We start from the raw sequence: 23904 nt of genomic DNA, 5'->3' as shown, positions 1-23904 counted from the left end.
GCCCCTGTTGCCCGTCCCCTCCCGTTCCTACCTGCGCTTCCTGTCCTTCCCGTCCTTCCTGTCCTTCCCGTCCTTCCCGTCCTTCTCGTCCTTCTCGTCCTTCTCGTCCTTCCGACCGGAGGTCCCCGTCTTGTCCCCGACCGCGTCCATCCCGACCGCCTCCCCCCGGCCGAACCGATCGGCCGTCGCCCACCTGTCCACCCTGCTGTCCTGCGCCTTCCACGACGACGCGCTGACCCGCTGGATGATCCCCGACGAGCGGCTGCGGGCCGAGCTGCTCCCGGGGTTCTTCCGGGTGTTCGTCGAACTGTCCGCCGCCCACGACGGGGTGCTCACCACCCCGGACGGCAACGCCGTGCTGTTGTTCCTGCCGCCCGGTGCCGAGCCGGACGAGGCGGCACTGGACGCCGCCCTCGCCCTGGCCCTGGGCGAGCACGTGGACGCGCTGCGCACCATCGGCCGCCTCCAGGCGGAGCGCCACCCGCGGACGCCGCACTACTACGTCTCCTTCGGCGCCGTCCGCCCCGGCCTCCAGCAGGGCGGCCTGATGTCCGCACTGCTCGGCGACGTCGCGGCCCGCGCCGACGCCGACGGTGTGGGCGCCTACACGGAAGCCAGCTCACCGGGCGGCGAGGCCGTGACCCGGCGCACCGGCTTCGACCGCCTGGGCGGGGACATCACCCTGCCCGACGGCGGACCCGTACTCCGACCGATGTGGAGGGACCCCCGATGAGGGGAGACGATCTGATCCAGTCGTGGACCGCCGGCCAGGTCGCCCGCGGCGAGGTACCGGCCGACGCCATGGGGCCGCTGCTGCAAGTGCTCATGTGGAGCAGGGACTTCCTGGTCTCCAGCCATCCCGAGCTGGGCCGCACCGGCCCGGTGTGCCCGTACACACAGCCCTCGCTGCGCAAGGAGCTCTTCCACCTGGCCCTGCCGTCCGCCCAGTGCGACGACCTGTCCATGGCGGTCGACTCGCTGCGCACCCGCCACGCGGCCCTCTCGCAGCCGCTGTCGCCGGAGGACCGTGAGCTCCTCACCATCCTCCTGGTCCTGCCGGGCTTCGACCCGACGGACTCGGTGGAGCTGGACGAACTCCAGCGCAAGGCGAAGGACGAATTCGTCGCCGAGGGGCTGATGATCGGGCAGTTCCACCCGGTGTGCGAGGAGCCGGGCCTCTACAACGAGTCCTTCCGCCCGCTGCGCGCCCCGCTGCCGCTGCTGGCGGTCCGCAAGCTCCTGGTCTTCGACCTCCCCTTCCTGGTGGGCGACGACTCCCACATGGACCACTACCTCCAGCGCTTCGCACCGGGGCTCCCGGCCCGGATCCGCGACCAGCTGGTGAGCCGGGTGGTGGCCGCCTGAGCGACCCGCCCGTCCCGTGACCGCCGAATGACCGCGCCCCCTCCGCCGGGCGCGGTCATTCGGCGTGCCGGGTCGCCGGTGAGGCGTCCCGCGTCCACCCCTCAGGGGCGCAGGCAGTCCTCCAGGAAGGTCAGGACACGGAGGTGGTAGGCGGTGGCCGCATGGCCGAGGCTGATGTTGTGGCCCGCGGCGGAGAGGTGTTCCAGGGTCACCTGCGGGGCCGAGGTCAGGAGGGATGCCATCGATGCCAGGGTGGAGTCGTCCAGGTGCCACCAGGCCTCGTGCTCGGCGAAGGTGAGCCGGACGGGGACGCGGACGCGGGGGGCCAGTTCCTCGTACTGGCGGGGCCACCGGACGGTCTCGGCGGACTCGCGCGGCGGCGTCGGGGACAGCAGGGCGCGGCTGGCCTGGAAGGTGCCGCGCGGGTAGAGGCCCAGGGGACCCCAGTTGAGCTTGGTGGCTCCGCCTGCGAGCGTGGACGGGAAGTGCAGGGCCTGCGGGTTGTAGTGGTAGCCGACGCCGGAGGCGTCCAGGCCCAGCAGGGGAACGGCGCCGTCGGTGGCCGCCGTGTGGAGGGCCACCTTGCCGCCGTCCGAGTGGCCCAGGAGGAAGACGCCCGCGCCGACGGCGTGCCCGGCGGCATGTTCCTTGAGGGCCGCGTGGAGGGTTTCGGCCTGGCCGGCCAGGCTCTGGCCCTCGGGGAGCAGCTGGGCCGAGTCGCCGTAGCCCGGCCGGTCCAGCGCCAGGACCGCATGTCCCAGGCCGGTGGCGAGGGGGACGAAGGAGTTCCAGTACGCCGCCCGCATGCCCCGGCCGTGGATCGCCAGGATCGTGGAGCGGACCTCCCCGCCCTCGGGCAGTGCCAGGAGCCCGGACAGCGGGATGCCGGCGGCGTTCAGCGTGTACGGGCGTGCGCCGGTCAGGAGGGCCGTCATCGGACCGCCAGCCCCTTTCGCGCACCCGCCATGGCGTCGACCCACTCCACGGGCGACCCGGTGCGCAGCAGCGAGGTGCCCACCAGCAGTCCGCCGAAGCCGGCGTCGAGGAGGTGGGCGGCGGTCACCGGGCCGTCGATGCCGCTGGCGCTCACGGCGCAGGCGGCGCCGGCCGCACGGACCGCCGGGAGCAGGTCGAGCGAGCGGCCGAGGTCGCCGGCGCCGCGCTCGCGCGTCCTGATGTCCTTGTTGTTGACCGCGATCACGCACTCCTCGGGGTGGTGGACCGCTTCGAGTTCGGCCTCCGTCGTGATCTCGACGAAGGGGGTCAGCCCGGCCAGCAGGCACTCCGTGACCAGGGTGCGCATGCTCGATGCCGGGAGCAGCGTGGCCGTCAGCAGCACCGCCGAGGCCCCGAGTTCCTGCGCCGTGCGGATCTGGTCCTTCCGGGTGATGAAGTCCTTCTGCAGGAGCGGGAGGCCGGTCAGGGCGGCCACGTCCCGCAGCAGCGCGGGCGAGCCGCCGAACCAGCGGCCCGTCACCACCGAGATGCAGGGGGCGCCCGCCGTCTCGTACGCCTCCACGATCGCGGCGGGGATCCGGCCGCCGAGCATGTCGTAGCCGTGGGCGTCGCGCCGTTTCACCTCCATCACCACGGGGGTCGGGGAGGCCAGGAGGGCCTCGAGAAAAGGGAAGCCGGTCCGGTTCTGCTTCGTCATCGCGAGAGCTCCAGCTGGGGGTGGTCGGGGACGGAGGTGCCCGTGCGCCAGGCGCGGGCCAGGGCGGCGATCTCCGGGACGCCGAAGCGGCCGGTCGTCCGGTCGCGCGCCGCCGTGTCCACGTCGACGCCGCGGAATCCGGTGTGGCGCACGACGTCCTCGTAGGCGGGGCGGTTGGCCGGGGTCAGGCCGCCGGCCAGCAGGAAGGGCCGGGTCAGCCGGGGCAGCAGGGCGGTGAGGCGGCCCGGGTCGAGGGCGGCGCCGGTGCTGCCGATGCGGCCGTCCCCGGTGGCGGTGTCGAGGAGGAAGAGGTCGGTGCCGGCCCGTTCGTACGCGCCGATCAGCGGGCGTTCCACGCACCCGCCCGCCTCGTCGACGTGCAGCACCTTGACGATGCCGACCTCCGCGGGGAGTGCCTCGCGCAGTGCCCGTACGACGGCGGGCGGCTGGTAGGCGTGGAGCTGGACCCAGCCGGCGCCGGAGCGCCGCACGATCGCGGTCAGCTCGCGGGCGTCGGCCAGGAACGTCACCAGGACCGGCAGGAGGCCGGCCGAACGGGCCGCCGCCGCGAGGGCGGCGAGCCCGTCCGGGTCCAGTTCGGACGGGCCGCCGGGTACGCCGTGCCAGAGCCCGACGCAGTCCGCCCCGGCGGCCGCCGCCGCCTCGATGTCCTGCGGGGCCGTGGCCCCGCAGACCTTCAGCAGTGTCCGGGACAGCGGGCGGGTGGTGCTCACTTGCCCAGTCCCAGCAACGAGGCGATGCGGTTGTACTGGATCTCGTTCGTCCCCGAGTAGATCGTGCCGCCGAGGGCGTTGCGCACGTCCTGCTCCAGGCCGAACTCCGACATGTAGCCGTGGCCGCCGAAGATCTGTACGGCGGTGAGGCTGGTGGCCAGGTTGCTCTCGCTCGTGACGAGTTTGGCGATGGCCAGGTCCACGGTGACGTTCTCGCCGGCCTCGAGCTTCTCCCCGGTGTCGTAGAGCCACTTGCGGGCGGTCTCCAGCTGGATCTTCGTGTCGACGATCTTGTTGGCGATCGTCTGGTACGAACCGATCGCCTTTCCGAAGGACTTGCGCGTCTTCGCGTAGTCGACACACCGCTCCAGCCGGTGCTGCATCTCACCCACGTTGACGATGAAGGAGAAGAGGATCTCCCGCTTCATCACGTGGTCCAGGACGAGGAAGCCGCCTCCGACCCTGCCGAGCACCGCGCTCCTGGGCACCCGTACGTCGTCGAAGAACAGTTCGCTCAGCGGGGAGGTCCGCAGCCCCATCTTCTTGATGGGTTTGCCGACGCTCAGCCCGGGGGTGTTGCGGTCCACCAGGAACGCCGTCGTTCCGAGCGGGCCGCCGTCGGGGTGGGTCCGGGCGTAGACCACGATGACGTCCGCGATCGGCCCGTTGCTGACGAAGACCTTGCTTCCGTTGATGACGAAGTCGTCCCCGTCACGCACGGCCCGGGTGGTCATCGCCATGGCGTCCGAGCCGCCCTCGGCCTCGGTGATGGCGTGGGCGCCGATCGCCTCGCCCGAGCAGATCTGGGGCAGGTAGCGCTCCTTCTGCTCCACGGTGCCGAACTGCTGGAGCGGGATCCCGGTGGAGCAGATGGACGTGGTGACCGAGAAGCTCAGGCCCGAGTCGCGGTTGTACTCGCCGAGGCCCTCCAGCACGTACATGGTGGTGAGGAGCGACTGCCCGAGACCTCCGTAGTCCTCCTCGAAGGGCAGCTGGAGGATCCCCGTCTTCTGGACGAGCTTCCACTTGTCCTCCGAGAAGGCGGACTGCTCGTCGAGTTCGATGTGGTCTGCGCTGAGTGCGTCTCCCCACCGCTCCAGGCCTTCGCGCAGATCTGCCTGGTCGGCGTTCCAACGGATCACGACGGACCCCTTTGATCGGGCTGATGGTTCGGACGGGTGGTGCGCGCCGCGCGCGCCTCAGTAGGCGGAGGAGCTGTGGGCGTCGAGGTTGTGGACCTCGTCGCCGCGCAGGGCCGGCGAGAAGACGCAGACCAGGCGCAGGTCCTCGTGCGGGCTGGCGACGAGGAAGTGGGCGTCGTGCTGGTCGAGGGCGTACATCCGGCCCGGGACTATCTCGTGCGAGGTGCCGTCGAGCTCGATGACCTCGCCGGAGCCCTCGATGCAGTAGCAGGCTTCCAGGTGGTTGACGTACTCCAGGCGGGACTTGGTGCCGGCGAGCACGGTGGTGTCGGTGAGCGAGTAGCCGAGGCCGTCCTCGGCGAGGAGGAAGCGGCGGCTGAGGCCGTTGCCCCACTCGACGGTCTTCACGGACTCGATGTCGCGAACGATCATGGCAATCTCCCGGTGTGAGGGTGGTGCACGGATGTTCCTGATGAGGGGTGGAGCTCGCTTCCGCTGGTCGGGAAGGTCAGTGCGGCACTGCGGCAGGACCGGGCGGACGAACCGAGCGGACGAATGCACGGAAGGCTCCGGTCACGTCGTGGCCGGCCTCCTGCGCCCGCTCGACGACGGCCACCGCGGCGGAGCCGATGATCGCGGCGTCGGCGCCGGCGGCCCCGACGGCTTCCACGTCCTGCCGTGTGCTGACCCCGAAGCCGACGGCTATCGGGGACGTCGTGTGCGCCCGCAGGCCGGTGACCGTCTGCGCCAGCGCGGCATGGCCGGCGGCGGGTGCGGTCCCGCTGCGTCCGTAGTGGGCGACGAGGTAGAGGTAGGCGGAGGCCCGGGCCGCGGCCTGGGCCCGGGTGTCCGCCGGGCTGCTGGCGTAGCAGGTGGTGACGACCGGCAGCCCGGCCGCCTCCGCCGATTCCAGGTGCGGCTCGCGCAGCCGCGGGGGCAGGGCGTGGACGAGGAGTCCGTCCGCGCCCGCCGCGGCGATCTCGCGGGTGGCGTCCGCGAGGTCCCGGTGCTTGAGCGAGTGGCTCCAGTCGGCGAGCAGGGCGATGCGCAGGTGCGCCAGGTGCGGGCGCACGTCCGCGATGAAGGCGAGTACGTCGTCCAGGCCGGCGCCGCCGCGGTCCAGTGCCCGGCGCGCGGAGCGCCGGACGACCGGGCCGTCGGTCACCGAGTCGGGGAAGGGGACGGCGAGTTCCAGGCAGTCCACGCCCTCCTCGTCGAGCATCAGGACGAGGTCCCGCAGGACCGGCAGCGGCGGGTCGCCCGCATTGAGGAAGAGGGCGAGTCCGGGCGGGCCGCCGGGCCTGCGGTGGGCGAAGAAGGGCGCGGGCGCGGGGTGTGCGGCCCGAGCCGACGGCTGCGGCAGGGCGGGGTCCGTGCCCGCCGGGGCGGTCCTAGGCATGGGCCACCGCCGGTGTGCGGGTGCGGGGGGCCGAAGCCGCCGCCACGCGCCGCGCGAGGTCGTGGGCCTCGCCGGAGCGGACCGCGCCCTCGGCGAGCGCGACCGCGGAGGGCCAGTCCCGGCGCAGGCCGCAGGCCACCACCAGGGCGGCGGCGCCCAGGCAGACCGTGCGGGTGGCCACCCGGCCCGCCGTACCGGAAAGGACGGAGAGGAAGTGGCCGGCCGCCGCGGCGGGCTCGGAAGCCGGCCTCAGGTCCCCGAAGGAGCCGTCGCCGGGGGTGAGCTCGCCCGGCCGGATGATCCGGGCCAGGGAGCGTTCGCCGTGGACGGTGTTGGTCGCGAAGGGCAGCAGCTCGTCCGCTCCGGTGTCGTTCGAAGTGAGCCAGATCCGCCGGGTGGTGGTGGTCGCGGCGAGCTGTCGCAGGGTGTCGAGGGGCGCGGCCGCGGAGACCCCCGTGACCTGGGCGGCCACGGGCAGGTCCGCGAGGAAGGGACCCAGTGCGTTCAGGAAGCGGCCGAAGGGCTTCATGGAGTACGGGGCCACCGTCCGCGCCAGCCGGGTCAGCTGCGCCGGGTAGACGAAGGGTCCGGCGAAGGCGATCCCGTGGGCGGCGAGGGTGTCCTCGGTCTGGGCGTAGGAGGAGGTGAGGCGGACACCGAGCCGCTCCAGGAGGTCGACGGAGCCCAGCGAGCTGGTGTAGGCCCGGGAGCCGGTCTTGACGACCTTGACCCCGGCGGCCGCGGCGACGAAGGCCGAAGCGGTGGAGATGTTGAAGGTCTTGGGCCCGCCGCCGGTGCCGACGACATTCACGGTGCCCTCCCAGGAGGTGGTCACCGTCGCCGCCGGCCGGCGCTCGGAGAGCGAGTCCAGCAGGTGGCGCAGGGTCTGGTGGTCCGGGAGCCGGCTGGCCAGGGAGGCCAGCAGGGCGACGACCTCGGCCTTGTCCAGCCGGCCGTCTCCGAGCTGGTCCCACCAGGACCGCCAGGTCTCCCGGCCGACCGGGGCCTGCTGCTCCAGCAGGCCGGTGAGTGCGTCGTGCACAGTCGGTCTCCGTCTCGTCTCCGTCGGGATGGTGGTGGGTGGTTCTACGCGGCCGCCGTGCGGCGGGCCTCCGCGACGAAGGTGTCGATCGCCTCGACGCTGCGGAAGTTGTTGGGGTCCAGGTCGGCGTCGCCGATGGCGACCTCGAAGCGGTCCTCGACCCACGCGATCAGCTTGAGGACGCCCAGGCTGTCGATGACGCCGTCGTTGAGCAGGTCGTGGTCGACCGCGAGCTCGCCGGCCGGGGTGCCGGGAAGGAACTCGGTGATGACGAAGTTCTTGATGGTGTCGATGTTGCTCATGACGGGATTCCTTCGGCGAGAGGTGTGGCGACGGGTGTCGTGGTCGGTGTGGGCGTGGGCGCGGCCGGGGAGGAGCCCAGCCGGTCGAGCCGGTCGAGCGCCTTGCGGTCGACCTTTCCGGTGGCGGTCTTCGGCAGCGGGGTGTCGATGAGGGTGAGCTGGTGGGGCACCGCGGCCCTGGGCAGGTGCCGGGCGCAGTGGGTGCGCAGCTGCAGGCCGGTCAGGGTGGAGCCCGGGGCGCGCTGGACGGCGGCGATGAGCTTCTTGCCGGCGATGGGGTCGGGGAGGGCGGCGACGCCCGCTTCCAGTACGGCGGGGTGTTCCTGCAGGACCCGTTCGATCTCGGCGGTGTTGACGGCGACTCCGCGCACCTTGACCTGGAAGTCGGTGCGTCCGGTCAGGTGCAGGGTGCCCGCCGCGTCGCGCCGTACGAGGTCGCCGGTGCGGAACCAGCGCCGCTCGTCGAGGCCCAGCGGATGGGCGGTGAACTTGTCGGCGTGCCGGGTCCGGTCGAGGTAGCCGCGGGTCTGGAAGGGCGTGGAGACGTAGAGCTCACCGCTGCCGGGCCCTTCGACGGGGGTCTGGGTGTGGGGGTCGAGGACGAGGGCCCCTACGCCCGGCAGCGGGCGGCCGATGGGAACGGGCGGGAAGGTGGTCGCCGAGGTGTCGACCTCGTGGACGAAGCTGTCGTTGGTCTCCGTGCAGCCGTAGATGTTGTGGATGCGGGCCTTGGGGAAGAGCGTCGGCAGGGCGCCGAAGGTGCGCTCGGGGATGGCGTCGCCGGTGAACATGACGTGGTCGACGCCGGGGAAGACGTCGCCGGTCTTGGCCGCCGCGTCCTGGAGGAGCCCGAAGGCCATGGGGACGGCCTGCACGACGTGGACGTCGTGGCGCAGGACCAGGTCCCGCAGGTGGCGCCCGTGGGCGGCCAGCGCCGGGTCGACGAGGACGACGCGTCCGCCGCGGGCGAGGGTGGTCCAGACGTCGAGGAGGCAGAGGTCGAAGTTGAGGGGGGCGTAGTTGAGGACGGTGCGGTCGGGTCCGATGCCGAAGGCGTTGCCGGCCCACCGGGTGAAGCGGTCGACGGCGTCCAGAGCGAGCGGGACGATCTTCGGCAGGCTGGTGGAGCCGGAGGTGGTGAGCATGAAGGCCACGTCGGCGGCCTCGTCGGCCGGCAGCGGCTGGGCCGCGACGTCCGGGTTGGGCGTGACCCGGGCGGGTTCGCCGCCGGGGGCGAGGACACGGGCGCAGCCGGCCTGGGCGAAGAGATCGGCGAGCAGGGTGTCGGCGAGGGCCGGGGAGGGGAGCAGCAGCGGCCGGCGGGCCAGCAGGCAGCCCAGTACGAGGGCCACGGCGGCGGGGGACTTGTCGGCGAGGACGCCGACCGGCACGCCCGGGGCCAGCTGCAGGTGCGCGAGGCGGTCGCGTTCCCGGCCGGCGAGTTCGTACAGCTCGCGGTAGCTGGTCTCCTCTCCGTTGAAGACGAGCGCGGTGGCGTGGGGGCGGTCGCGGACCTGGGTGAGGAACCCTCCGAGGAGGCCGAGCTCGACGGCGGGGGTGGTCGGGGCGTCCGGGGTGCTGGGGGCGGTCAGGCCGGTCGGATCGGTCGCTCCGGTCACCCCGGTCGGTCCGGTCGGGTTCGTCATGGCTGGTCTCCTTCCTGCGGCGGCAGCGGCTGTGCGAGCTCGATCCAGCCCGACTTGACGGCCGCGCCCTTCGGCGTCTTGCAGGTGAAGCGGATGACGTGGGCCTCGGCGTCGGGCTGGAGGGTGATCTCCAGCGGGATGCCGGGGGGCACGGGGGCCGAGAAGCGGCAGCCGAGGCCGCGCACCCGGGCGGAGTCACCGGCCGCGAAACGGTCCACGGCCTCCTCCACGGCGAGGGCGACGACGCTCATGCCGTGCGCGATGACGGTGTCGAAGCCGGCCCCGCGGGCCGCCTCCGCGTCGAGGTGGATGGGGTTGAGGTCGCCGGAGGCGTGGGCGTAGGTGCTGATCCAGTCGGTGGTCAGCGCGTGCACCGCGGTCTGCGGTACCCCGGCGCCCACCGGGGTGGGGGCGGCCGGTCCGCCGGCGATGTCGCCGAACGGTTCGAGCAGGGTCGCGCCGACCAGCAGGGCGGAGATGGCCAGTTCCGCGAAGGGCTCGGGGCCGTCCTCGCCGACGAGCCGGACCCGCAGTGCGATGCGGGCGCCGCGCGGTTCCCTGCGGACGCCGGCGACCTCCAGGGCCACGGTCACCTGCTCGCCCGGCCGGACCGGCCGCACGGTGCGGATGTCCTGGCCGAGGTGGACCACGGAGACCGGGCCGGGCTCGGCGGCGGTCAGCGCGGCGACGGTCTGCTCGGCCACCGTGTGGGCGAGGACGAAGGTGTGGACGGGCGAGGCCTGGCCGGGACGGGCGGTGGGCAGCCCGCTGCGGGCGGCGCCGCGGTAGTCGGTGATCTCGGGTTCGGTGACGGTGAGCGTGCGGACCGGGGAGGGCAGGGACAGGAGCGTCATACCGGCGTCACCACCACGGAGGAGTTGTGACCGCCGAACCCGAAGGAGTTCGTGATGGCGGCTCCCGAGCGCACGGCACGGGGCGTGCCGTGGACGACGTCGATGTCCATTCCTGGCTCCAGCTGTTCGTGGTTGGCGGTGGGAGGCACCTCGCAGTGCCGCATGGCCTGCACGGTGGCGATGAGTTCGACGGCGCCCGCGGCGCCGATGAGGTGGCCGATGACCGACTTGGGCGCGGTGACGGGCGGCTGGGCGGTGCCGAACACCTTGGTGAGGGCGGCGGCTTCGGACCGGTCGTTGTGCGGGGTCGAGGTGCCGTGGGCGTTGACGTGCACGATGTCGCTGGGGTCGAGGCCGGCGTCGGCGATGGCCCCGGCCATGGCCGCCGCGGCTCCCGCGCCGTCGGGGAGCGGCATCGCGAGGTGGTGGGCGTCGGCGGTGGCGGCGTACCCGGCGACCAGGCCGTACGTCCTGGCCCCGCGCGCCCTCGCGTCCTCCAGCCGTTCCAGTACGACGAACCCCGCGCCCTCGCCCATCACGAAGCCGTCGCGGTCCTTGTCGAAGGGGCGCGAGGCGTGCTCCGGGTCGTCGTTGCGCAAGGAGACGGCGTTGAGGTTGCCGAAGCCCGCCAGTGTGACCGGGGTGAGGGTGTGCTCCGCGCCGCCGGCGATGACGAGGTCGGCGCGGCCGGTCTGGAGCAGCATCAGGGCGTGGCCGATGGCGTCGGCGCCGCTGGCGCAGGTGTTGGCGACGGTCAGGGCGGGGCCGGTCCAGCCGAGCCGGATGGCTATGTGGGCGGCGGCCGCGTTGGGCATGGTCATCAACGGCATCAGCGGATTGACCCTGGCCGGGCCGCCCTCGGTGTAGTGGGCGGATTCCAGGTCGCTGGTGGCACGGCCGCCGACGGCGTTGCCGACGACGATGGCGGTGCGGCCGGCTTCGGCGGTGGGCGATCCGGCGTCGCGGTGGGCGGCGAGGGCGGCGGCGGTGCCGTAGTGGGCGAAGGGGTCCATCCGGCGGGCTTCCTTGGCCGGGACCAGTCCGGCGAGGCCGTCGAGGCCGCGGACCCGGCAGCCGATCCGCACCCGGTGGCGGGTGAGGTCGAAGTGGGTCAGTTCGGCGGCGGTGGAGCGGCCGGCCCGCAGCGTGTCCCACAGCTCGTCCGGGGTGCACCCGCCGGGGGTGACCACGCCCATGCCGGTGATGGCTACGGGCGGCTGCGCCGTACTGCCCCTGGACGGTCCAGGCATGTGTCTGCTCCCTAAGGCGTAAGGGCGTTCGTCGTGAGGGCGGTCAGATGATCCGGCACTCGCGCGCCGACTTGATGAAGGCCTCGGCGGCGAAGTCGATGTCGGCCTTGGTGTGGGCGGCGGTGATGGCGATGCGCAGCCGGGCCAGGTCGTTGGGGACGGCCGGGGTGACCACGGGGAGGCCGATGACGCCGTTCTTGCGGCACACGGTGGCGTAGTCGTAGGCGGCGATGTCGGAGCCGGCGATGACCGGGACGACGGCGGTCTCGCTGTCGACGGTGCTCATGCCGGCCTCGTGCAGGGTGGTGCGGAAGCGCTCGGACTCGCGCTGGATGAATTCCACGCGCTCCGGTTCGCGCTGCAGGATCCGCAGGGACTCCAGCGCGGCGGCGGCCTGGGCGGGTCCGAGCGCCGCGGAGAAGAGGAAGGGGCGGGCCGCGTACTTGAGGTGGTGGATGAGCTCGGCCGAGCCGGCGACCCAGCCGCCCATGGAGGGGATGGCCTTGGAGAGGGTGCCGAGCTTGACGTCGACCTTCACCTCGTAGTCGAAGTGCTCCTCGATGCCCTTGCCGGTGGCGCCGATGACTCCGAGCGCGTGGGCTTCGTCGACCATCAGCAGCGCGTTGTGGGCGTCGCAGACCTTGCGCAGGTCGACGAGGGGGGCGATGTCGCCGTCCATCGAGTAGACGCTGTCGACGATGACCAGGCGGACGCCGGTGTCGGGCGCGGCGGCGAGGCGGCGCTCCAGGTGGGCGACGTCGTTGTGGCGGAAACGGGTGACCGTGGCACCGGAGAGCTTGCAGCCGTCGACGATGCTCGCGTGGTCGTACTTGTCGATGAAGACGGTGTCGCCGGGGCCGACGATGGCGCCGACGGTGCCGACGTTCGCGGCGTAGCCGGAGCCGAAGACGAGGGCCTGCTCGCGGCCGGCGAACTTGGCGACCTCCGCCTCCAGCTCCTCGTGCAGCGGCGTGGATCCGGCCAGTGCGCGGACCCCGTGGTTGCCGGTGCCGTAGCGGTCGACGGCGGCCTTGGCCGCCGACACGACGCGCTCGTCGCCGGCCAGGCCGAGGTAGCTGTAGCCGGACATCATCAGCAGGCGCTGGCCGTCCTGGTCCGCGTACGCCGAATCCCGCTCGACGGTGTAGGCCACGAAGCTGTTCTTGCGGTTGGGCTCGTACTCCAGGGACCGGACGCGGTCGCGGAAGTACGCCAGCTTCGGCTCGAGTCGGCTCCAGGCGGCGGATGCGTTCACGTGCTTCTCCTCATCGCGATCGTCCGGCGGACCCGGAACTCCATCGGTGCTCTGCCGTGCTTCCGGCCGGGCTCTAGTGGAATTCCATTAAGACTCGTGGGGCGCAATAGCGGCGCAAGAGCGGGACCACAGCAGTACTCGAAAAGCGAAAGGGAATGACCAGACCCCGGGTTTCATTCGCGAAGGAATGTTTTACCGGCCGCTGTTGACATGCGGAGACGGCCCGCCGGTATCCTCTGAATCGCACGAACTAGGGGGACACGGCCGGAAGCCGACCGTTTCGGAGAGTGCATAGTGCTGATCAGACTCATAGGTCTTGTCACGATCGAGCCGGACGGAGCAGCGCCGCAACACCTGTCGAGCGCCCAGGCGCAGGTGGCCTTCGCCCGGCTGATCCTCGAACGGTCCGGGGGTACGGACCGTGACCAACTGGCCGAGACCATATGGCCCGAGGGCCTGCCGGACACCTGGGCCTCGGCCCTGCGCAGCCTCGTCAGCCGGGTGCGTACGTTCGTCACGACTCCGCAGGACCAGCCGGGGGTCACTCCGCTGGTCGCACAGGGGGGCCGGTACCTCTTGCGGATACCGCAGGACGCCGCCGTGGACGTGGAGTGCGCGGAGACCGCGGTGACCGAGGCGGCGGAGGCGTACGCGGAGGGCGCCTACGCCGTGGCGCAGCAGCTCGCGGCCGGCGCGGTGTCGAACCTGCGCGGTTCGTTCCTGCCCTCGCACGAGGGTGACTGGGTCAACGCGATGCGCGAACAGATCGAAGAGCTGCGTCTGAAAGCGCTGGAGACCGCGAGCCTCTCCTCTTCCGCGCTGGGCGACGAGCACCACGCCCTGCGCTACGCGGAGGAGGCGGTCCGGCGGGCCCCGTTCCGGGAGAGCGCCTACCGCTGCCGGATGGCGGCCCACACCCGGGCCGGCAACCGGGCCGAGGCGCTGCGCAGTTACCAGCAGCTGCGCGAGGTGCTGGCGGAGGAGCTCGGGATCGACCCGGCGCCGGAGACGGAGGCGGCGTACCTGGAGCTGCTGCGCACACCGGAGCCCCGGTCGGCCCCGCGCTCGGTGACCTGCCTGGACCCGGTGCTGATGGGGGTCTTCGAGATGGACCACCGCGCGCCGGCCCCCCGTCCGTGCTCCCTGGCCGACCACGGCTGCGTCACCCATCCGGTGACGTCCTTCCCGGCCGCCTGATCCCCGCGCGAAGGCCGCCGCCGCGAACTCCGCGGCGGCGGCCTTCCGCACGCCCGGGTCCGCAACCCGAGGATGCCCGTATCGCCGTACCCTCCGTATCCCCGTATCGCCGTATCCCCGCTCGCCCGGATACCGGCACGCCCGGATACCGGCACGCGACGACGACGAGCGGCCCCGGCCTCCCCTGGGGGGGTGGGAGGGCCGGGGCCGGGGAGAGGGAACCGCGGGTCAGGTGATGGACACGCCGCTGTCGATGCTGATGACCTGGCCCGTCATGCAGTCCTGGTCCAGGAAGAGGCCGGCGCTGCGGGCGACCTCTTCGACCGTGACGAAGCGGGGGATGGGGGCCTTGCCCTCCATGCCCTCGATCACCCGGTCCGGCAGGGTGTTCGTCATACCCGTGATCATGAAGCCGGGGGACAGCGCGTTCACCGTCACCCCGCGCCGGCCGCACTCGGAGGCCAGCGTGCGGGTGAAGCCGATCAGACCCGCCTTGGACGCCGAGTACGCCGTCTGGCCGGCCGTCGCGATGATGCCCGACGGGGACACGATGTTGATCACCCGGCCCCACCGCTGGCGCAGCATGTGCGGCACCGAGACCCGGGCGGTGTGGAACGACCCGATCAGGTTGGTCTGGATGACCTGCGCCCAGTCCGCCGGGTTCTGCATCGCCATCAGGCTGTCCTTGCGGATGGCCCCGTTGTTGACGAGTACGTCCACCGGACCGAGCTCGGCGCAGATCCGTTCGTGGAGGGCCTGGGTGGCCTCCCACGAACCGACGTCACCGGTGACCAGCACCGACGGGTTCACCAGCTTTTCCTGGACGGCCTCGGCGGCCTGACGGGCGCTGTTGTAGTGGACCGCGACCCGGCAGCCGAGCGCGTCCAGTTCGAGCGCCAGGGCCTGGCCGAGGCCGCCCGAGGCACCGGTCACCAGCGCGACCGGGGACTCGGGCCGCTGACCCGCACTGTTCTTGCTCATGCCGCGACACCGCCCCACTCCATCAGGATCGAACCCCAGGTCATGCCGGCTCCGAAGCCGGCCAGGAGGACCTTGTCACCGGCTTTGATCCGGCCCTCGTCCAGGGCTTCGGTCAGCGCGATCGGGATCGACGCCGAAGCCGTGTTGCCGTACTTCTGGAGATTGGTGATGAGGGCCTCCTGGCGGAGCCCGGTGTGCGACAGGATCGAGTTGATGATCCGGATGTTGGCCTGGTGCGGCACGACGTGGTCCACGTCGGCCGCGTCCACCTTGGCGTTCTCCAGCGTCTCGCGCACCGTACGGACGGTGTACCGGACGGCGTTGAGGTAGATCTCGTTGCCGTTGATCTGCGCGTAGTGCAGACCCGCGGCCACCGTCTCCTCGGTGGTCGGCATCCGGCTGCCGCCGGCGAGCACCTTGAGGGAGCCGGTGCAGGCGCCGTCGGCGCCCAGGTTCCACGCCTTGACCCGGTTCTCCGCGCCCGGCTGCAGGACGACCGCGCCCGCGCCGTCGCCGACGAGGATGGAAAGGTCGCGGTCGGCCGGGTTGGCCGTCAGGGTGTGGGTGTCGGAGCCGATCAGCAGGATCGGCCGGGGGTCGATGGCGATCAGGGCCATCGCGGACACGAGGCCGTAGACGAATCCCGCGCACTCGGAGTTGACGTCGTGCGCGCTCCCCGAGATGCCCAGTTCGTGGTGGACGAACGCGGACGTCGCCGGGGACGGCTGCTCGGGCGTGGCGGTCGCGACGATGAGGTGGGCGATGTCGGCGCCGGTCAGCCCCGCTTTGTCCAGCGCACGCCGGCCGGCCTCGACGGCCAGGGAGGCAGTGGTCTGCCCCGGGTTGACCGCCCGCCGCTCACGGATGCCGCAGCGGCTGACGACCCAGTGTTCGTCCACGCCGAAACGTGTCGCGAGCTCCGCACTGGTGACGATGCGTTCGGGTACGGACATGCCCCACCCGGTGATGTCGAAGCCGGTCACGTCACCCCTCGCTACGCCTGAGCCGGGGCGAGATCGACGATCTTCGCGTACACGTCACGCAGCGTCGTCGTGTCGTCGAGGTCCGCGAAGAGCGACTCGTCGGCCGGGATGTGCGGGTACTGGTTCTGGAAGCCGTACAGCCACTCCATCAGGTCCAGCGAGTCGACGTCCGCGATGTGCTGGAGCGGGGCGTCGGGGCTGACCTCCGCGGCACCCGAGACGGCCTCGAGCTGGCTCGCCAGTTCTTCGATGGTGGGCAGCGACATGGGGTCGGTCCTCTCTCGGCAATGCAACTCGGCAGTGCGTGTCTTGTTTTCGAGAGTGATGAAAGCCGCGCCCCCGCAAGGAAGGCGCAACACGGCGCCGGACCGCGATTTTTGCCCGTCTTGCGCACGCCTTGCGGGGCATCCGGTTTCCTCGGACGCGAATTCGGAAATACGGCCCGCCGGACACGCAGGAAAGAGGATCAGGATGACAACGGTCGCCCCCAAGTCGGTGGACCCCGAGGTCGATGCGATCAGGCACCACTATGAGGTCAGCAACGATTTCTACCGGCTCCTGCTGGGCCCCACGATGATGTATTCGGGCGGCTACTGGGAGGAAGGCGAGGACCTGGTCGCCACCCTGGACGAGGCGCAGGAGCGCAAGCTCGACAAGTTCGCCGAGCTCGCGAACGTGGCGACCGGCGGTGCCAAGCGCGTCCTGGACATCGGCTGCGGCTGGGGCACCATGCTCAACCGCCTCACCACCGTGCACGGCGCGGAGCAGGCCGTCGGCCTGACCCTGTCCCGCACTCAGGAGGCCTTCATCGCCGGCCTCGACAACCCGCGCATCACGACGCTGGTCCAGAGCTGGGCGGACTACAAGGTCGCGGACGACAGCGAGAAGTACGACGCGGCGTTCTGCATCAACGCGCTGGAGCACTTCGTCTCCTCGAACCTGCCGCCCAAGGAGCGCACCAAGCGCTACCGGTACTTCTTCCAGCAGGTCGCGAACGCCCTCAACCCGGGCGCGAAGTTCGTGCTGCACACCATGACCGCCGAGGCGCTGCCGATGAACCGTGCGCTCCTCGACGACCTGAAGTTCCTCCAGCGCTCCGAGTTCGAGGGCTGCCACATCCCGCACCTGAGCGAGCTGAGCGCCGCCGCCGAGGGTCTCTTCGAGATCGACGAGATCGTCAACGAGCGCGAGTCCTTCGCGATGGCCTGCCGCGCGTGGCTGGTCCTGCTGGCCGAGCGCCGCGACGAGGCCGTCGCCCTGGAGGGCGAAGAGGTCGTCTCCCGCTTCGAGCGCTACCTCGACATCTTCGCCTACACGCTCGAGGACAAGTTCTTCAACAACTTCCGCGTCACCATCACGCGCCGCTAAGGAGGCCGACGTGACGAGCATTCTCGAGCCGGCCAAGGACGGCGGAGCACGTACGGGCACCGAGACGGTTCCCGGTGGCCGCGGCCCGACCCGGCACCTGCGGGTCGCGGTCATCGGCACCGGCTTCTCGGGCCTCGGCACCGCCGTCCGGCTGCTGCAGTCGGGCATCGACGACTTCCTGGTGTTCGAGCGGGCCGATGAGGTCGGCGGCACCTGGCGCGACAACAGCTATCCGGGTTGTGCGTGCGACGTCATGTCCCACCTCTACTCGTTCTCGTTCGCACGGAACCCGAACTGGAAGTCGACGTTCGCCTCGCGCGACGAGCTGTTCGCGTACCTGCGCGACACGGCCGACCGTTTCGGCGTGCGCCCGCACATCCGGTTCGGGCACGAGCTGGAAGCCGCCCGCTGGGACGAGGGCGAGCGGCACTGGAAGATCCAGACCTCGCAGGGCGAGTACACCGCCCAGTTCCTGGTCACCGGCACCGGCTACCTCAGCGAGGCGGCCGTACCGGACATCAAGGGGCTGGCGGACTTCGAGGGCAAGGTCTTCCACTCCTCGAACTGGGACCACGACCACGACCTGGCCGGCCGCCGCGTCGCCGTCATCGGCACGGGCGCCTCAGCGATCCAGTTCGTGCCGAAGATCCAGCCCGAGGTCGGGCAGCTGGACCTGTACCAGCGCACGCCCCCGTGGATCGGTCCGAAGCCGGACAAGGCCAACAGCGAGCTGCACACCAAGATGCTCCGCTCGCTGCCCGGCTACCAGCAGTTCCGGCGGGGCTTCAACATGTGGGGCCGGGAGATCCTTGCCTTCTTCTGGAAGCGCCCCAAGCTCGCCGAGAAGGTCCAGAAGATGGCGAGCGACCACCTGGAGAAGTCGGTGCCGGACGAGGCGCTGCGCGCCAAGCTGACGCCGGACTACCTGGTGGCGTGCAAGCGCCTGCTGTTCTCCAACACGTGGTACCCGGCGATCCAGCAGCCCAATGTGGAGATCGTCACGGACGGGATCGCCGAGGTCCGGCCCAAGTCGATCGTGGGCACGGACGGTGTGGAGCGCGAGGTCGACACCATCATCCTGGGCACCGGCTTCCAGGCCACGGACCGCCCGGTCGCCCGGCGGATCTGGGGCAGGGGCGGCGTCCAGCTGCGGGAGACGTGGCGGGACGGCATGTCCGCGCACCGGGGTACGACCATCGCCGGCTTCCCCAACCTCTTCATGCTGCTCGGTCCGAACACGGCGCTGGGTCACTCCTCCCAGACCGTGATGATCGAGGCGCAGGTCCAGTACGTCGTGGATTCGCTGAAGCAGGCGCAGAAGCGGGGACTGGCCAGCATCGAGGTGCGGCAGGAGGCGCAGGACGCCTACAACCAGAAGCTGGACAAGCACCTCGAAGGCACGGTCTGGATGTCGGGCGGCTGCAAGAGCTGGTACCTCGACGCCAACGGCCGCAACACGTCGATCTTCCCGACGTACACCTGGCGCTTCCGACGCGGGACCAAGCGCCTCGATCTGAGCGAGTACCAGCTCGCTTCCCGGGTGCGCAGCACCAAGCCGGTACCTCACCAGTAGGAGACGCACGCAGATGAGCAGCACCCCCAGAACCGAGGCGGGCACCACCGCCGAGCCCTCCCGCCGCCGCATCCTCGGCGGAATGGCGGCCACGGCCGTCGCCGTCGTCGGCTGGAACGCCGTGGACCAGACCTGGGCCACGGCCGCCGAAGCCGCCGGCAACTCCGATGTCGTGCCGGTGCCGGGACTGGTCGGCACCCTGGAGACGACGCCCGCCACGGTCGACGCCTTCGCCAACGACTTCGGGCACCTCTTCGACGGCGCCGCGAGCAAGCCGTGGGCGGTGCTGCGTCCCGGTGGCATCGACGACATCGTCAAGATCGTCAACTACGCCCGTGCGAACAACATCAAGGTCGCCGTCAACGGCCAGGGCGGCACCGGAAACGACATCGAGTCGCACTCGGTCTACGGCCAGGCGCGCGTCCCCGGCGGCATCTCCATCGACGCCAAGGGCATGTCGAAGATCCTGTCCCTCGGCAACGACAGCGCGGTGGTCGAGGCCGGGGTGACATGGGGGCAGCTGACCGACGCCGCCCTGCTGGTGGGCAAGACCCCGCCGGCGCTGCCCGACTACCTGTACATCTCGGTCGGCGGCACCATCAGCATCGGTGGTATCGGCGGCACCGTGCAGCGGTACGGCCTGCTGTGCGACACGGTGCAGTCGATCGACATCATCACCGGTGACGGCAAGCTCGTCACGGCCAGCGCCTCGCAGCGCTCGGAGCTGTTCAACGCGGCGCTGTCGGGCGGCGGCCAGGTCGGCATCATCGTGCGGGCGACCGTCAAGCTGATCCCGGCGCCCCAGCGGGCGGTCATCTTCAGCCTGTTCTACAACACGGTCGAGCAGTACCTCGCCGACTCGGAGAAGGTGCTGGCCGACGGCCGGTTCCAGGTCCACGCCGGTGAGATGCTGCGCACCCCGGACAACTCGGGCTGGCGGTACAAGCTGGAGGTCGGCGCCACCTACAACACGACGCCGCCGAACCGGAACAAGCTGCTGTGCGACCTGAAGGACGTCCGCGCGGACGCGGTCATCGAGGACGTGTCGTTCCGGGACTACATGTTCCGGCTCGACGCCTACGAGGCGATCCTGAAGGAGGGCGGCCACTGGTACACGCCCAAGCCGTGGCTGAGCATGTTCCTCCCCGCCTCGAAGACCAAGGCGTTCATGAAGCGCGTGGAGCAGGAGCTGGACGCGAACTCGCTCGGCGGCGGGTTCCTGCTCTTCTACCCGTTCTACACGTCGAAGATCAAGCGGCCGCTGGCGATGATGCCCAACGAGTCCGTGGTCTACCTCTTCGACCTGCTGCGCTTCCCGAACCCGGGCGAGCCCAACATCCAGGGCATGATCGACCAGAACCGCCGCCTGTACGACCTCGCGGTGGCCAGTGGCGCCAAGCGCTACCTGGTGGGATCCATCCCGATGACGGGCGCGGACTGGCAAAAGCACTTCGGCAACCGCTGGAGCGGCTTCGTCAACGCCAAGAAGAAGTTCGACCCCAACAACATCTTCACACCCGGCCAGGGCTTCTTCGCCTGACGGCAGGCCGGCCGGCCGTGGAGTCCCGGCGGTGGGGGCGGGGAGAGGGACCCCGCCCCCACCGCCTTTTCCCCGTATCGAGTGGAGGCTGCGAGATGACGACGTACGACCTGATCGACGAGGCGGTGATCGACGCCCCGGCGGATGCCGTGTGGGACGCGCTCGTCGCCGAATTCCGCGGCGCGAAGAAGTGGTGGGTCCCGCACAACACGTTCACGGCGGTCTCCGGCGCCCCCGACGAGGTCGGCGGCACGGTGGGCGTGGTCGTGCACACCAAGGGCGTCGACAAGGGCGGGCTGAAGCTGCGCTTCACCTCCCGCACGGTGGCGGTGGAGCCGGGCCGCCGGCTGGACATCGAGTACGTGGACGGTGTCTTCCGCGGTCCGAGCACCTTCCTGCTCGAACCTCTGGCGGACGGCCGCACCCGCGTCTCGATGCACTTCACCGGCAGCCCGCACGGCTGGCTGAAGGTGCTGGCCAAGGTCGCGGACCTGGGCGCGGAGCACTCCAAGGCCACTCTCGCGGCGTTCGAGTCGCTGGACCGGCAGCTGTCGGCGGTGTCGCGGTGACCACGGCTGCGGAGGTCACCCACGAGCTGACGGTCCGTACGGACGACGGCGCGGAGCTTGCGGTGACGGTGCTGGCGCCCCTGGCGGGGGCGCCGGCCGCCGCCGACGTGGTCCTGGTGCACGGCTGGGCGCACGCCCGCCGCGCCTGGGGCACGGTCGCGGACCGGCTGATCCGGGCCGGGCACCGGGTGGTGCTGTACGACCACCGCGGCCACGGCGCGTCCACGCTGGGCCGCACCCCGGTCTCGGTGGAGCGGCTGGCCGCGGACCTGGCGGCGGTACTGGGCGAGACGGACGCGCGCGAGGCGGTGCTCGTCGGCCACTCGGGCGGCGGCTTCGCCGCCCTGTCGTACGCGGCCACCTCGCCCTCGGCCGGCCGGCTGCGCGGTCTGGTGCTGCTGGGCACGGCGGCGCACGGCCAGGACACCCCGGACAGCGAGGTGAAGATGATGGGCAGCCGGCTCTTCTCCCGGGCCCTGCGCCGGCCGTGGCTGGGGGGCAAGCTGCTCGGTTCCACCATGGGCAAGGGCGTGGATCCCGTCGTGCGCGACGTGAACCGGCAGATGTTCGCCGCCACCGTCCCGCGCGTGCGGGCCGACTTCTTCCGCTGTACCCGCGGCTGGGACGTCCGCGAGGCGCTGAAGTCGGTCGCCACGCCCGCAGTGGTCCTGCACGGCGAGGGCGACAAGGTGATCGACATCGCGCTGGCCGAGACCCTCGCGCAGGTCCTGCCGGGTGCCCGCTTCGAACGGGTTCCCGGCGCGGGGCACATGCTCCCGCTGGAGCGTCCGCTGCTGGCGGTCGCGGCCGTGTCGGAGCTCGCCTCGCGATGATCGAGGACATCCTTCCCCCGGGCGTCACGTCATCGGAGGCTTTCGACGACGCGGCGCCCGCTCCTCTCTTCCCGGCCGAGGCGGCCCTGATGGCAGGCCGCCGGGCCCGCCGGCGCCGCCAGTTCGCGACGGCCCGGGCCTGCGCCCGGCGCTGCCTGGCGGACCTCGGCCGCCGTCCGGTGGCCCTGCTCCCGGGCCCGGGCGGCGCCCCCCGGTGGCCGTCCGGCGTGGTCGGCAGCATCACCCACTGCGAGGGCTACCGCGCGGCGGTGGCGGCCCCGGCGTCCGCGGTGGCCGCGCTGGGCATCGACGCGGAGCCGGCCGGCCCGCTCCCCAGGGGCGTGCTGGCCCTGATCGCGTCCGAGGCGGAGCGCGCCCACCTGGCCGCCCTCGCGGCCGCCGCCCCATCCGTCCCCTGGGACCGCGTCTTCTTCTCCGCGAAGGAGGCCGCGTACAAGGCGTGGTACCCGGCGACCGGCATCTGGCTCGGCTTCCGCGACGCGACCCTCACCCTCTCCCCCGCGGGCGGCTTCACGGCGACCCTGCACCCACCGCTCCCGCCGCCCGTGGACCCGGTGTACGAGGGCCGGTGGCTGGCCGGTCCGGAGCTGGTGCTGACCGCGGTCGCGCGGGGGGCAGGCGGCCCCGAGCGGGCCCCGCAACCCGAGATGATCTCCGTGGGGGCGCCCTCGTAGGGTGCGGGCATGAGCACCGCATCCCTGCGCCTGGCCCAGGTCACCGGCGACAACCTCGACGCCGCCTGTGCCATATCCGTCCGGGCCGACCAGCAGCACCTGGTCTCGCCGGTGGTGAAGTCCCTCGCCGAGGCGTACGTCCATCCCACCGCCGCCTGGCCGCGGTTGGTCCTCGACGGGGACCGGGCCGTCGGCTTCGTGATGGCCTTCTTCGACGTGGCCTGGGACGACGACCCGCACGACGTCCGCTCGGGGCTGTGGCGGCTGAACATCGCCGCCGCCGAGCAGGGCAAGGGGTACGGCCGGTTCGCCGTGCTGGCCGTCGCGCAGGAGGTGCGGCGCCGCGGCGCCAAGCACGCCTACGTCACCTACCACCCGGGGCCCGACGGGCCGGAGGGCTTCTACGCCGGCCTGGGCTTTCGCCGCACCGGCGAGAGCAGCGGCGGCCAGGCGGTCGCCGCACTCGCGCTGTAGGACTCCGGGACCTGTCCGTCACGGCGTGGGCAGCACCACCGTGCGCGGTGGCTGCGGTGCCTGCGGCGCGGTGACCGGGTGGGCGCCCGTACGGAACTCCTGGGGGCTCATGCCGCGGACGCGCTTGAAGGCCGTCGAGAGGGCGAAGGCCGAGCCGTAGCCCACGCGCCTGGCCACGGTCGCGATGGTGGCCTCCGGTTCGCGCAGCAGGTCGGCGGCGAGTGCGAGGCGCCAGCCGGTCAGGTAGGCCACCGGCGGCTCGCCCACGACATCGGTGAACCGGCGGGCCATGGAGGCCCGGGAGACGCCGACCTTCAGGGCGAGTTCCTCGACGGTCCAGCCGTGGGCGGGGTTCTCGTGGAGGAGCCGCAGGGCCGGGCCCACGACCGGGTCGCTCTGGGCGCGGTACCAGGAGGGCGCGCCGCTGCCGGGCGCCGCGAGCCAGGTGCGCAACACCCCGATCAGCAGCAGGTCCAGGAGGCGGTCCAGGACGATCTCCTGGCCCGGCTCGTCCTTGGAGATCTCCGAGGTGAGCAGGGTGACCAGGGTGTTGTCCGCGGCTTCGGCCGGGCGCACCAGGATGGTCGGCAGCGCGCTCAGCAGCCGCCGGCCGATCTCGCTCGGCGCCTGGTAGGTGCCGCTCAGCATCACGGCCGAGCCGGCGTCCTGGAAGTCGTCGCCCCAGGTGCGCACGCCGAGCGCCATCGTGTCGGTGACGTCCTCGCCCTCCTCGGTGCTGCACCGCTGCTCGGGGCCGACGGTGATCTGGACCGGCGTGTCGAGGCGGTCCGCGACCGTGTACGGCTCGGGGCCCCGGACGACGGCCACGTCGCCCGGCCGGATCATGACCGGGGTGCCGAGGTCGGGGACCAGCCAGGCGTCGCCGTGCACCATCGTGACGACGGATAGCGGGGCCCTGTCCTCGACGCGCAGCGACCAGGGCGGGTTGAAGACGGACTTGAGGAGGAAGGCCCCCCGGGCCTTGGGGCCTTCGAGCAGTCCGGTCAGCGTGTCCATGCGTACATCCTCTCCGCGTCGTGCGTCCTGT

Annotated in this window: 26 protein-coding genes; 10 read left to right on the top strand and 16 right to left on the bottom strand. The window is 71.8% G+C overall.

The window, feature by feature from the left end:
• The first annotated feature begins 7 nt into the window (after positions 1–7).
• Together AMK16_RS30135 and AMK16_RS30130 are read left to right on the top strand one after the other, a co-directional pair.
• Positions 8–733, top strand: a complete 726-nt coding sequence (locus tag AMK16_RS30135; RefSeq protein ID WP_242438996.1) for a hypothetical protein — start codon at positions 8–10, stop codon at positions 731–733.
• Positions 730–1365, top strand: a complete 636-nt coding sequence (locus AMK16_RS30130) for a DUF6875 domain-containing protein (RefSeq protein WP_073920502.1) — start codon at positions 730–732, stop codon at positions 1363–1365. Before AMK16_RS30135 ends, AMK16_RS30130 begins: the two co-directional genes overlap by 4 nt.
• 101 nt (positions 1366–1466) lie before the next feature.
• On the opposite strand, the gene AMK16_RS30125 is transcribed toward AMK16_RS30130, so the two are convergent.
• From AMK16_RS30125 to AMK16_RS30070, 12 genes are all read right to left on the bottom strand, one after another.
• Positions 1467–2300, bottom strand: coding sequence for an alpha/beta hydrolase (locus tag AMK16_RS30125; protein WP_073920501.1), 834 nt, complete (start codon positions 2298–2300; stop codon positions 1467–1469).
• Positions 2297–3019: an indole-3-glycerol phosphate synthase gene (locus tag AMK16_RS30120; protein WP_073920500.1), complete on the bottom strand. Its 723-nt coding sequence runs from the start codon at positions 3017–3019 to the stop codon at positions 2297–2299. The genes AMK16_RS30125 and AMK16_RS30120 overlap by 4 nt, the downstream gene beginning before the upstream one ends.
• A complete protein-coding gene (locus AMK16_RS30115; RefSeq protein WP_242438995.1) occupies positions 3016–3753 on the bottom strand; it encodes a phosphoribosylanthranilate isomerase in 738 nt (245 codons plus the stop codon). Before AMK16_RS30115 ends, AMK16_RS30120 begins: the two co-directional genes overlap by 4 nt.
• Positions 3750–4895 (bottom strand): acyl-CoA dehydrogenase family protein, encoded by a 1146-nt coding sequence (locus AMK16_RS30110; RefSeq protein ID WP_073920499.1) that lies wholly within the window; start codon positions 4893–4895, stop codon positions 3750–3752. Before AMK16_RS30110 ends, AMK16_RS30115 begins: the two co-directional genes overlap by 4 nt.
• A 57-nt stretch (positions 4896–4952) precedes the next feature.
• Entirely contained in the window at positions 4953–5327 is a 375-nt protein-coding gene (locus tag AMK16_RS30105) for an ectoine synthase (protein ID WP_073920498.1), read from the bottom strand.
• A gap of 76 nt (positions 5328–5403) precedes the next feature.
• The gene (gene trpA, locus AMK16_RS30100) at positions 5404–6294 is read right to left on the bottom strand and encodes a tryptophan synthase subunit alpha (RefSeq protein WP_079191818.1); all 891 of its coding nucleotides are present in this window, start codon (positions 6292–6294) and stop codon (positions 5404–5406) included.
• Complete coding sequence (locus tag AMK16_RS30095; protein WP_073920497.1) at positions 6287–7336, bottom strand: hypothetical protein; 1050 nt, start codon at positions 7334–7336, stop codon at positions 6287–6289. Before AMK16_RS30095 ends, trpA begins: the two co-directional genes overlap by 8 nt.
• Positions 7337–7380: 44 nt before the next feature.
• Complete coding sequence (locus AMK16_RS30090) at positions 7381–7638, bottom strand: acyl carrier protein (protein ID WP_073920496.1); 258 nt, start codon at positions 7636–7638, stop codon at positions 7381–7383.
• A complete protein-coding gene (locus AMK16_RS30085) occupies positions 7635–9284 on the bottom strand; it encodes an AMP-binding protein (RefSeq protein ID WP_073920495.1) in 1650 nt (549 codons plus the stop codon). The genes AMK16_RS30090 and AMK16_RS30085 overlap by 4 nt, the downstream gene beginning before the upstream one ends.
• Positions 9281–10138, bottom strand: a complete 858-nt coding sequence (locus AMK16_RS30080; RefSeq protein ID WP_073920494.1) for a MaoC family dehydratase — start codon at positions 10136–10138, stop codon at positions 9281–9283. Before AMK16_RS30080 ends, AMK16_RS30085 begins: the two co-directional genes overlap by 4 nt.
• Positions 10135–11388, bottom strand: a complete 1254-nt coding sequence (locus tag AMK16_RS30075) for a beta-ketoacyl-[acyl-carrier-protein] synthase family protein (RefSeq protein WP_073920493.1) — start codon at positions 11386–11388, stop codon at positions 10135–10137. The genes AMK16_RS30080 and AMK16_RS30075 overlap by 4 nt, the downstream gene beginning before the upstream one ends.
• A gap of 43 nt (positions 11389–11431) precedes the next feature.
• Positions 11432–12643 (bottom strand): aminotransferase class I/II-fold pyridoxal phosphate-dependent enzyme, encoded by a 1212-nt coding sequence (locus AMK16_RS30070; protein ID WP_073920492.1) that lies wholly within the window; start codon positions 12641–12643, stop codon positions 11432–11434.
• A gap of 294 nt (positions 12644–12937) precedes the next feature.
• Here AMK16_RS30070 and AMK16_RS30065 point away from each other — a divergent pair, with 294 nt between their 5' ends.
• Complete coding sequence (locus tag AMK16_RS30065) at positions 12938–13840, top strand: AfsR/SARP family transcriptional regulator (RefSeq protein ID WP_073920491.1); 903 nt, start codon at positions 12938–12940, stop codon at positions 13838–13840.
• A gap of 228 nt (positions 13841–14068) precedes the next feature.
• Here the strand turns inward: AMK16_RS30065 and AMK16_RS30060 are convergent, their stop codons facing one another.
• Genes AMK16_RS30060 through AMK16_RS30050 form a run of 3 tightly spaced genes read right to left on the bottom strand, consistent with a single transcriptional unit; the run spans position 14069 to position 16070 of the window.
• Positions 14069–14821 carry an SDR family NAD(P)-dependent oxidoreductase gene (locus AMK16_RS30060; RefSeq protein ID WP_073920490.1) on the bottom strand — a complete coding sequence of 251 codons (753 nt, stop codon included), beginning with the start codon at positions 14819–14821 and terminating at the stop codon, positions 14069–14071.
• Positions 14818–15804, bottom strand: coding sequence for a 3-oxoacyl-ACP synthase III family protein (locus tag AMK16_RS30055; RefSeq protein ID WP_073920489.1), 987 nt, complete (start codon positions 15802–15804; stop codon positions 14818–14820). Before AMK16_RS30055 ends, AMK16_RS30060 begins: the two co-directional genes overlap by 4 nt.
• A gap of 11 nt (positions 15805–15815) precedes the next feature.
• Positions 15816–16070, bottom strand: a complete 255-nt coding sequence (locus AMK16_RS30050) for a hypothetical protein (protein ID WP_073920488.1) — start codon at positions 16068–16070, stop codon at positions 15816–15818.
• Positions 16071–16275: 205 nt separating this feature from the next.
• On the opposite strand from AMK16_RS30050, the gene AMK16_RS30045 reads away from it, so the two are divergent.
• The 7 genes from AMK16_RS30045 (at position 16276) to AMK16_RS30015 (ending at position 22856) form a co-directional block, all read left to right on the top strand.
• Complete coding sequence (locus AMK16_RS30045) at positions 16276–17172, top strand: class I SAM-dependent methyltransferase (RefSeq protein ID WP_073920487.1); 897 nt, start codon at positions 16276–16278, stop codon at positions 17170–17172.
• A 10-nt stretch (positions 17173–17182) separates the two neighbouring features.
• A complete protein-coding gene (locus tag AMK16_RS30040) occupies positions 17183–18745 on the top strand; it encodes a flavin-containing monooxygenase (protein ID WP_073920486.1) in 1563 nt (520 codons plus the stop codon).
• A 13-nt stretch (positions 18746–18758) separates the two neighbouring features.
• Positions 18759–20285: an FAD-binding protein gene (locus tag AMK16_RS30035; protein ID WP_073920485.1), complete on the top strand. Its 1527-nt coding sequence runs from the start codon at positions 18759–18761 to the stop codon at positions 20283–20285.
• A gap of 95 nt (positions 20286–20380) precedes the next feature.
• On the top strand, positions 20381–20854 hold the full coding sequence (locus tag AMK16_RS30030; RefSeq protein ID WP_073920484.1) for an SRPBCC family protein: 474 nt from the start codon (positions 20381–20383) through the stop codon (positions 20852–20854).
• Positions 20851–21687, top strand: coding sequence for an alpha/beta fold hydrolase (locus AMK16_RS30025; RefSeq protein ID WP_073920483.1), 837 nt, complete (start codon positions 20851–20853; stop codon positions 21685–21687). The genes AMK16_RS30030 and AMK16_RS30025 overlap by 4 nt, the downstream gene beginning before the upstream one ends.
• Positions 21684–22382 (top strand): 4'-phosphopantetheinyl transferase family protein, encoded by a 699-nt coding sequence (locus AMK16_RS30020; RefSeq protein WP_073920482.1) that lies wholly within the window; start codon positions 21684–21686, stop codon positions 22380–22382. Before AMK16_RS30025 ends, AMK16_RS30020 begins: the two co-directional genes overlap by 4 nt.
• A gap of 9 nt (positions 22383–22391) precedes the next feature.
• Positions 22392–22856, top strand: coding sequence for a GNAT family N-acetyltransferase (locus tag AMK16_RS30015; protein WP_073920481.1), 465 nt, complete (start codon positions 22392–22394; stop codon positions 22854–22856).
• 18 nt (positions 22857–22874) lie between these two features.
• Here the strand turns inward: AMK16_RS30015 and AMK16_RS30010 are convergent, their stop codons facing one another.
• Positions 22875–23873, bottom strand: a complete 999-nt coding sequence (locus AMK16_RS30010) for an AraC family transcriptional regulator (protein WP_073920480.1) — start codon at positions 23871–23873, stop codon at positions 22875–22877.
• Positions 23874–23904 lie beyond the last annotated feature (31 nt).

It is taken from the genome of Streptomyces sp. CB00455, assembly GCF_001905445.1.
In the GTDB taxonomy this organism is placed as follows: Bacteria; Actinomycetota; Actinomycetes; order Streptomycetales; family Streptomycetaceae; genus Streptomyces.
Note: the sequence above shows the minus strand (reverse complement) of the source record. Positions and strands in the feature narration are given on the sequence as shown.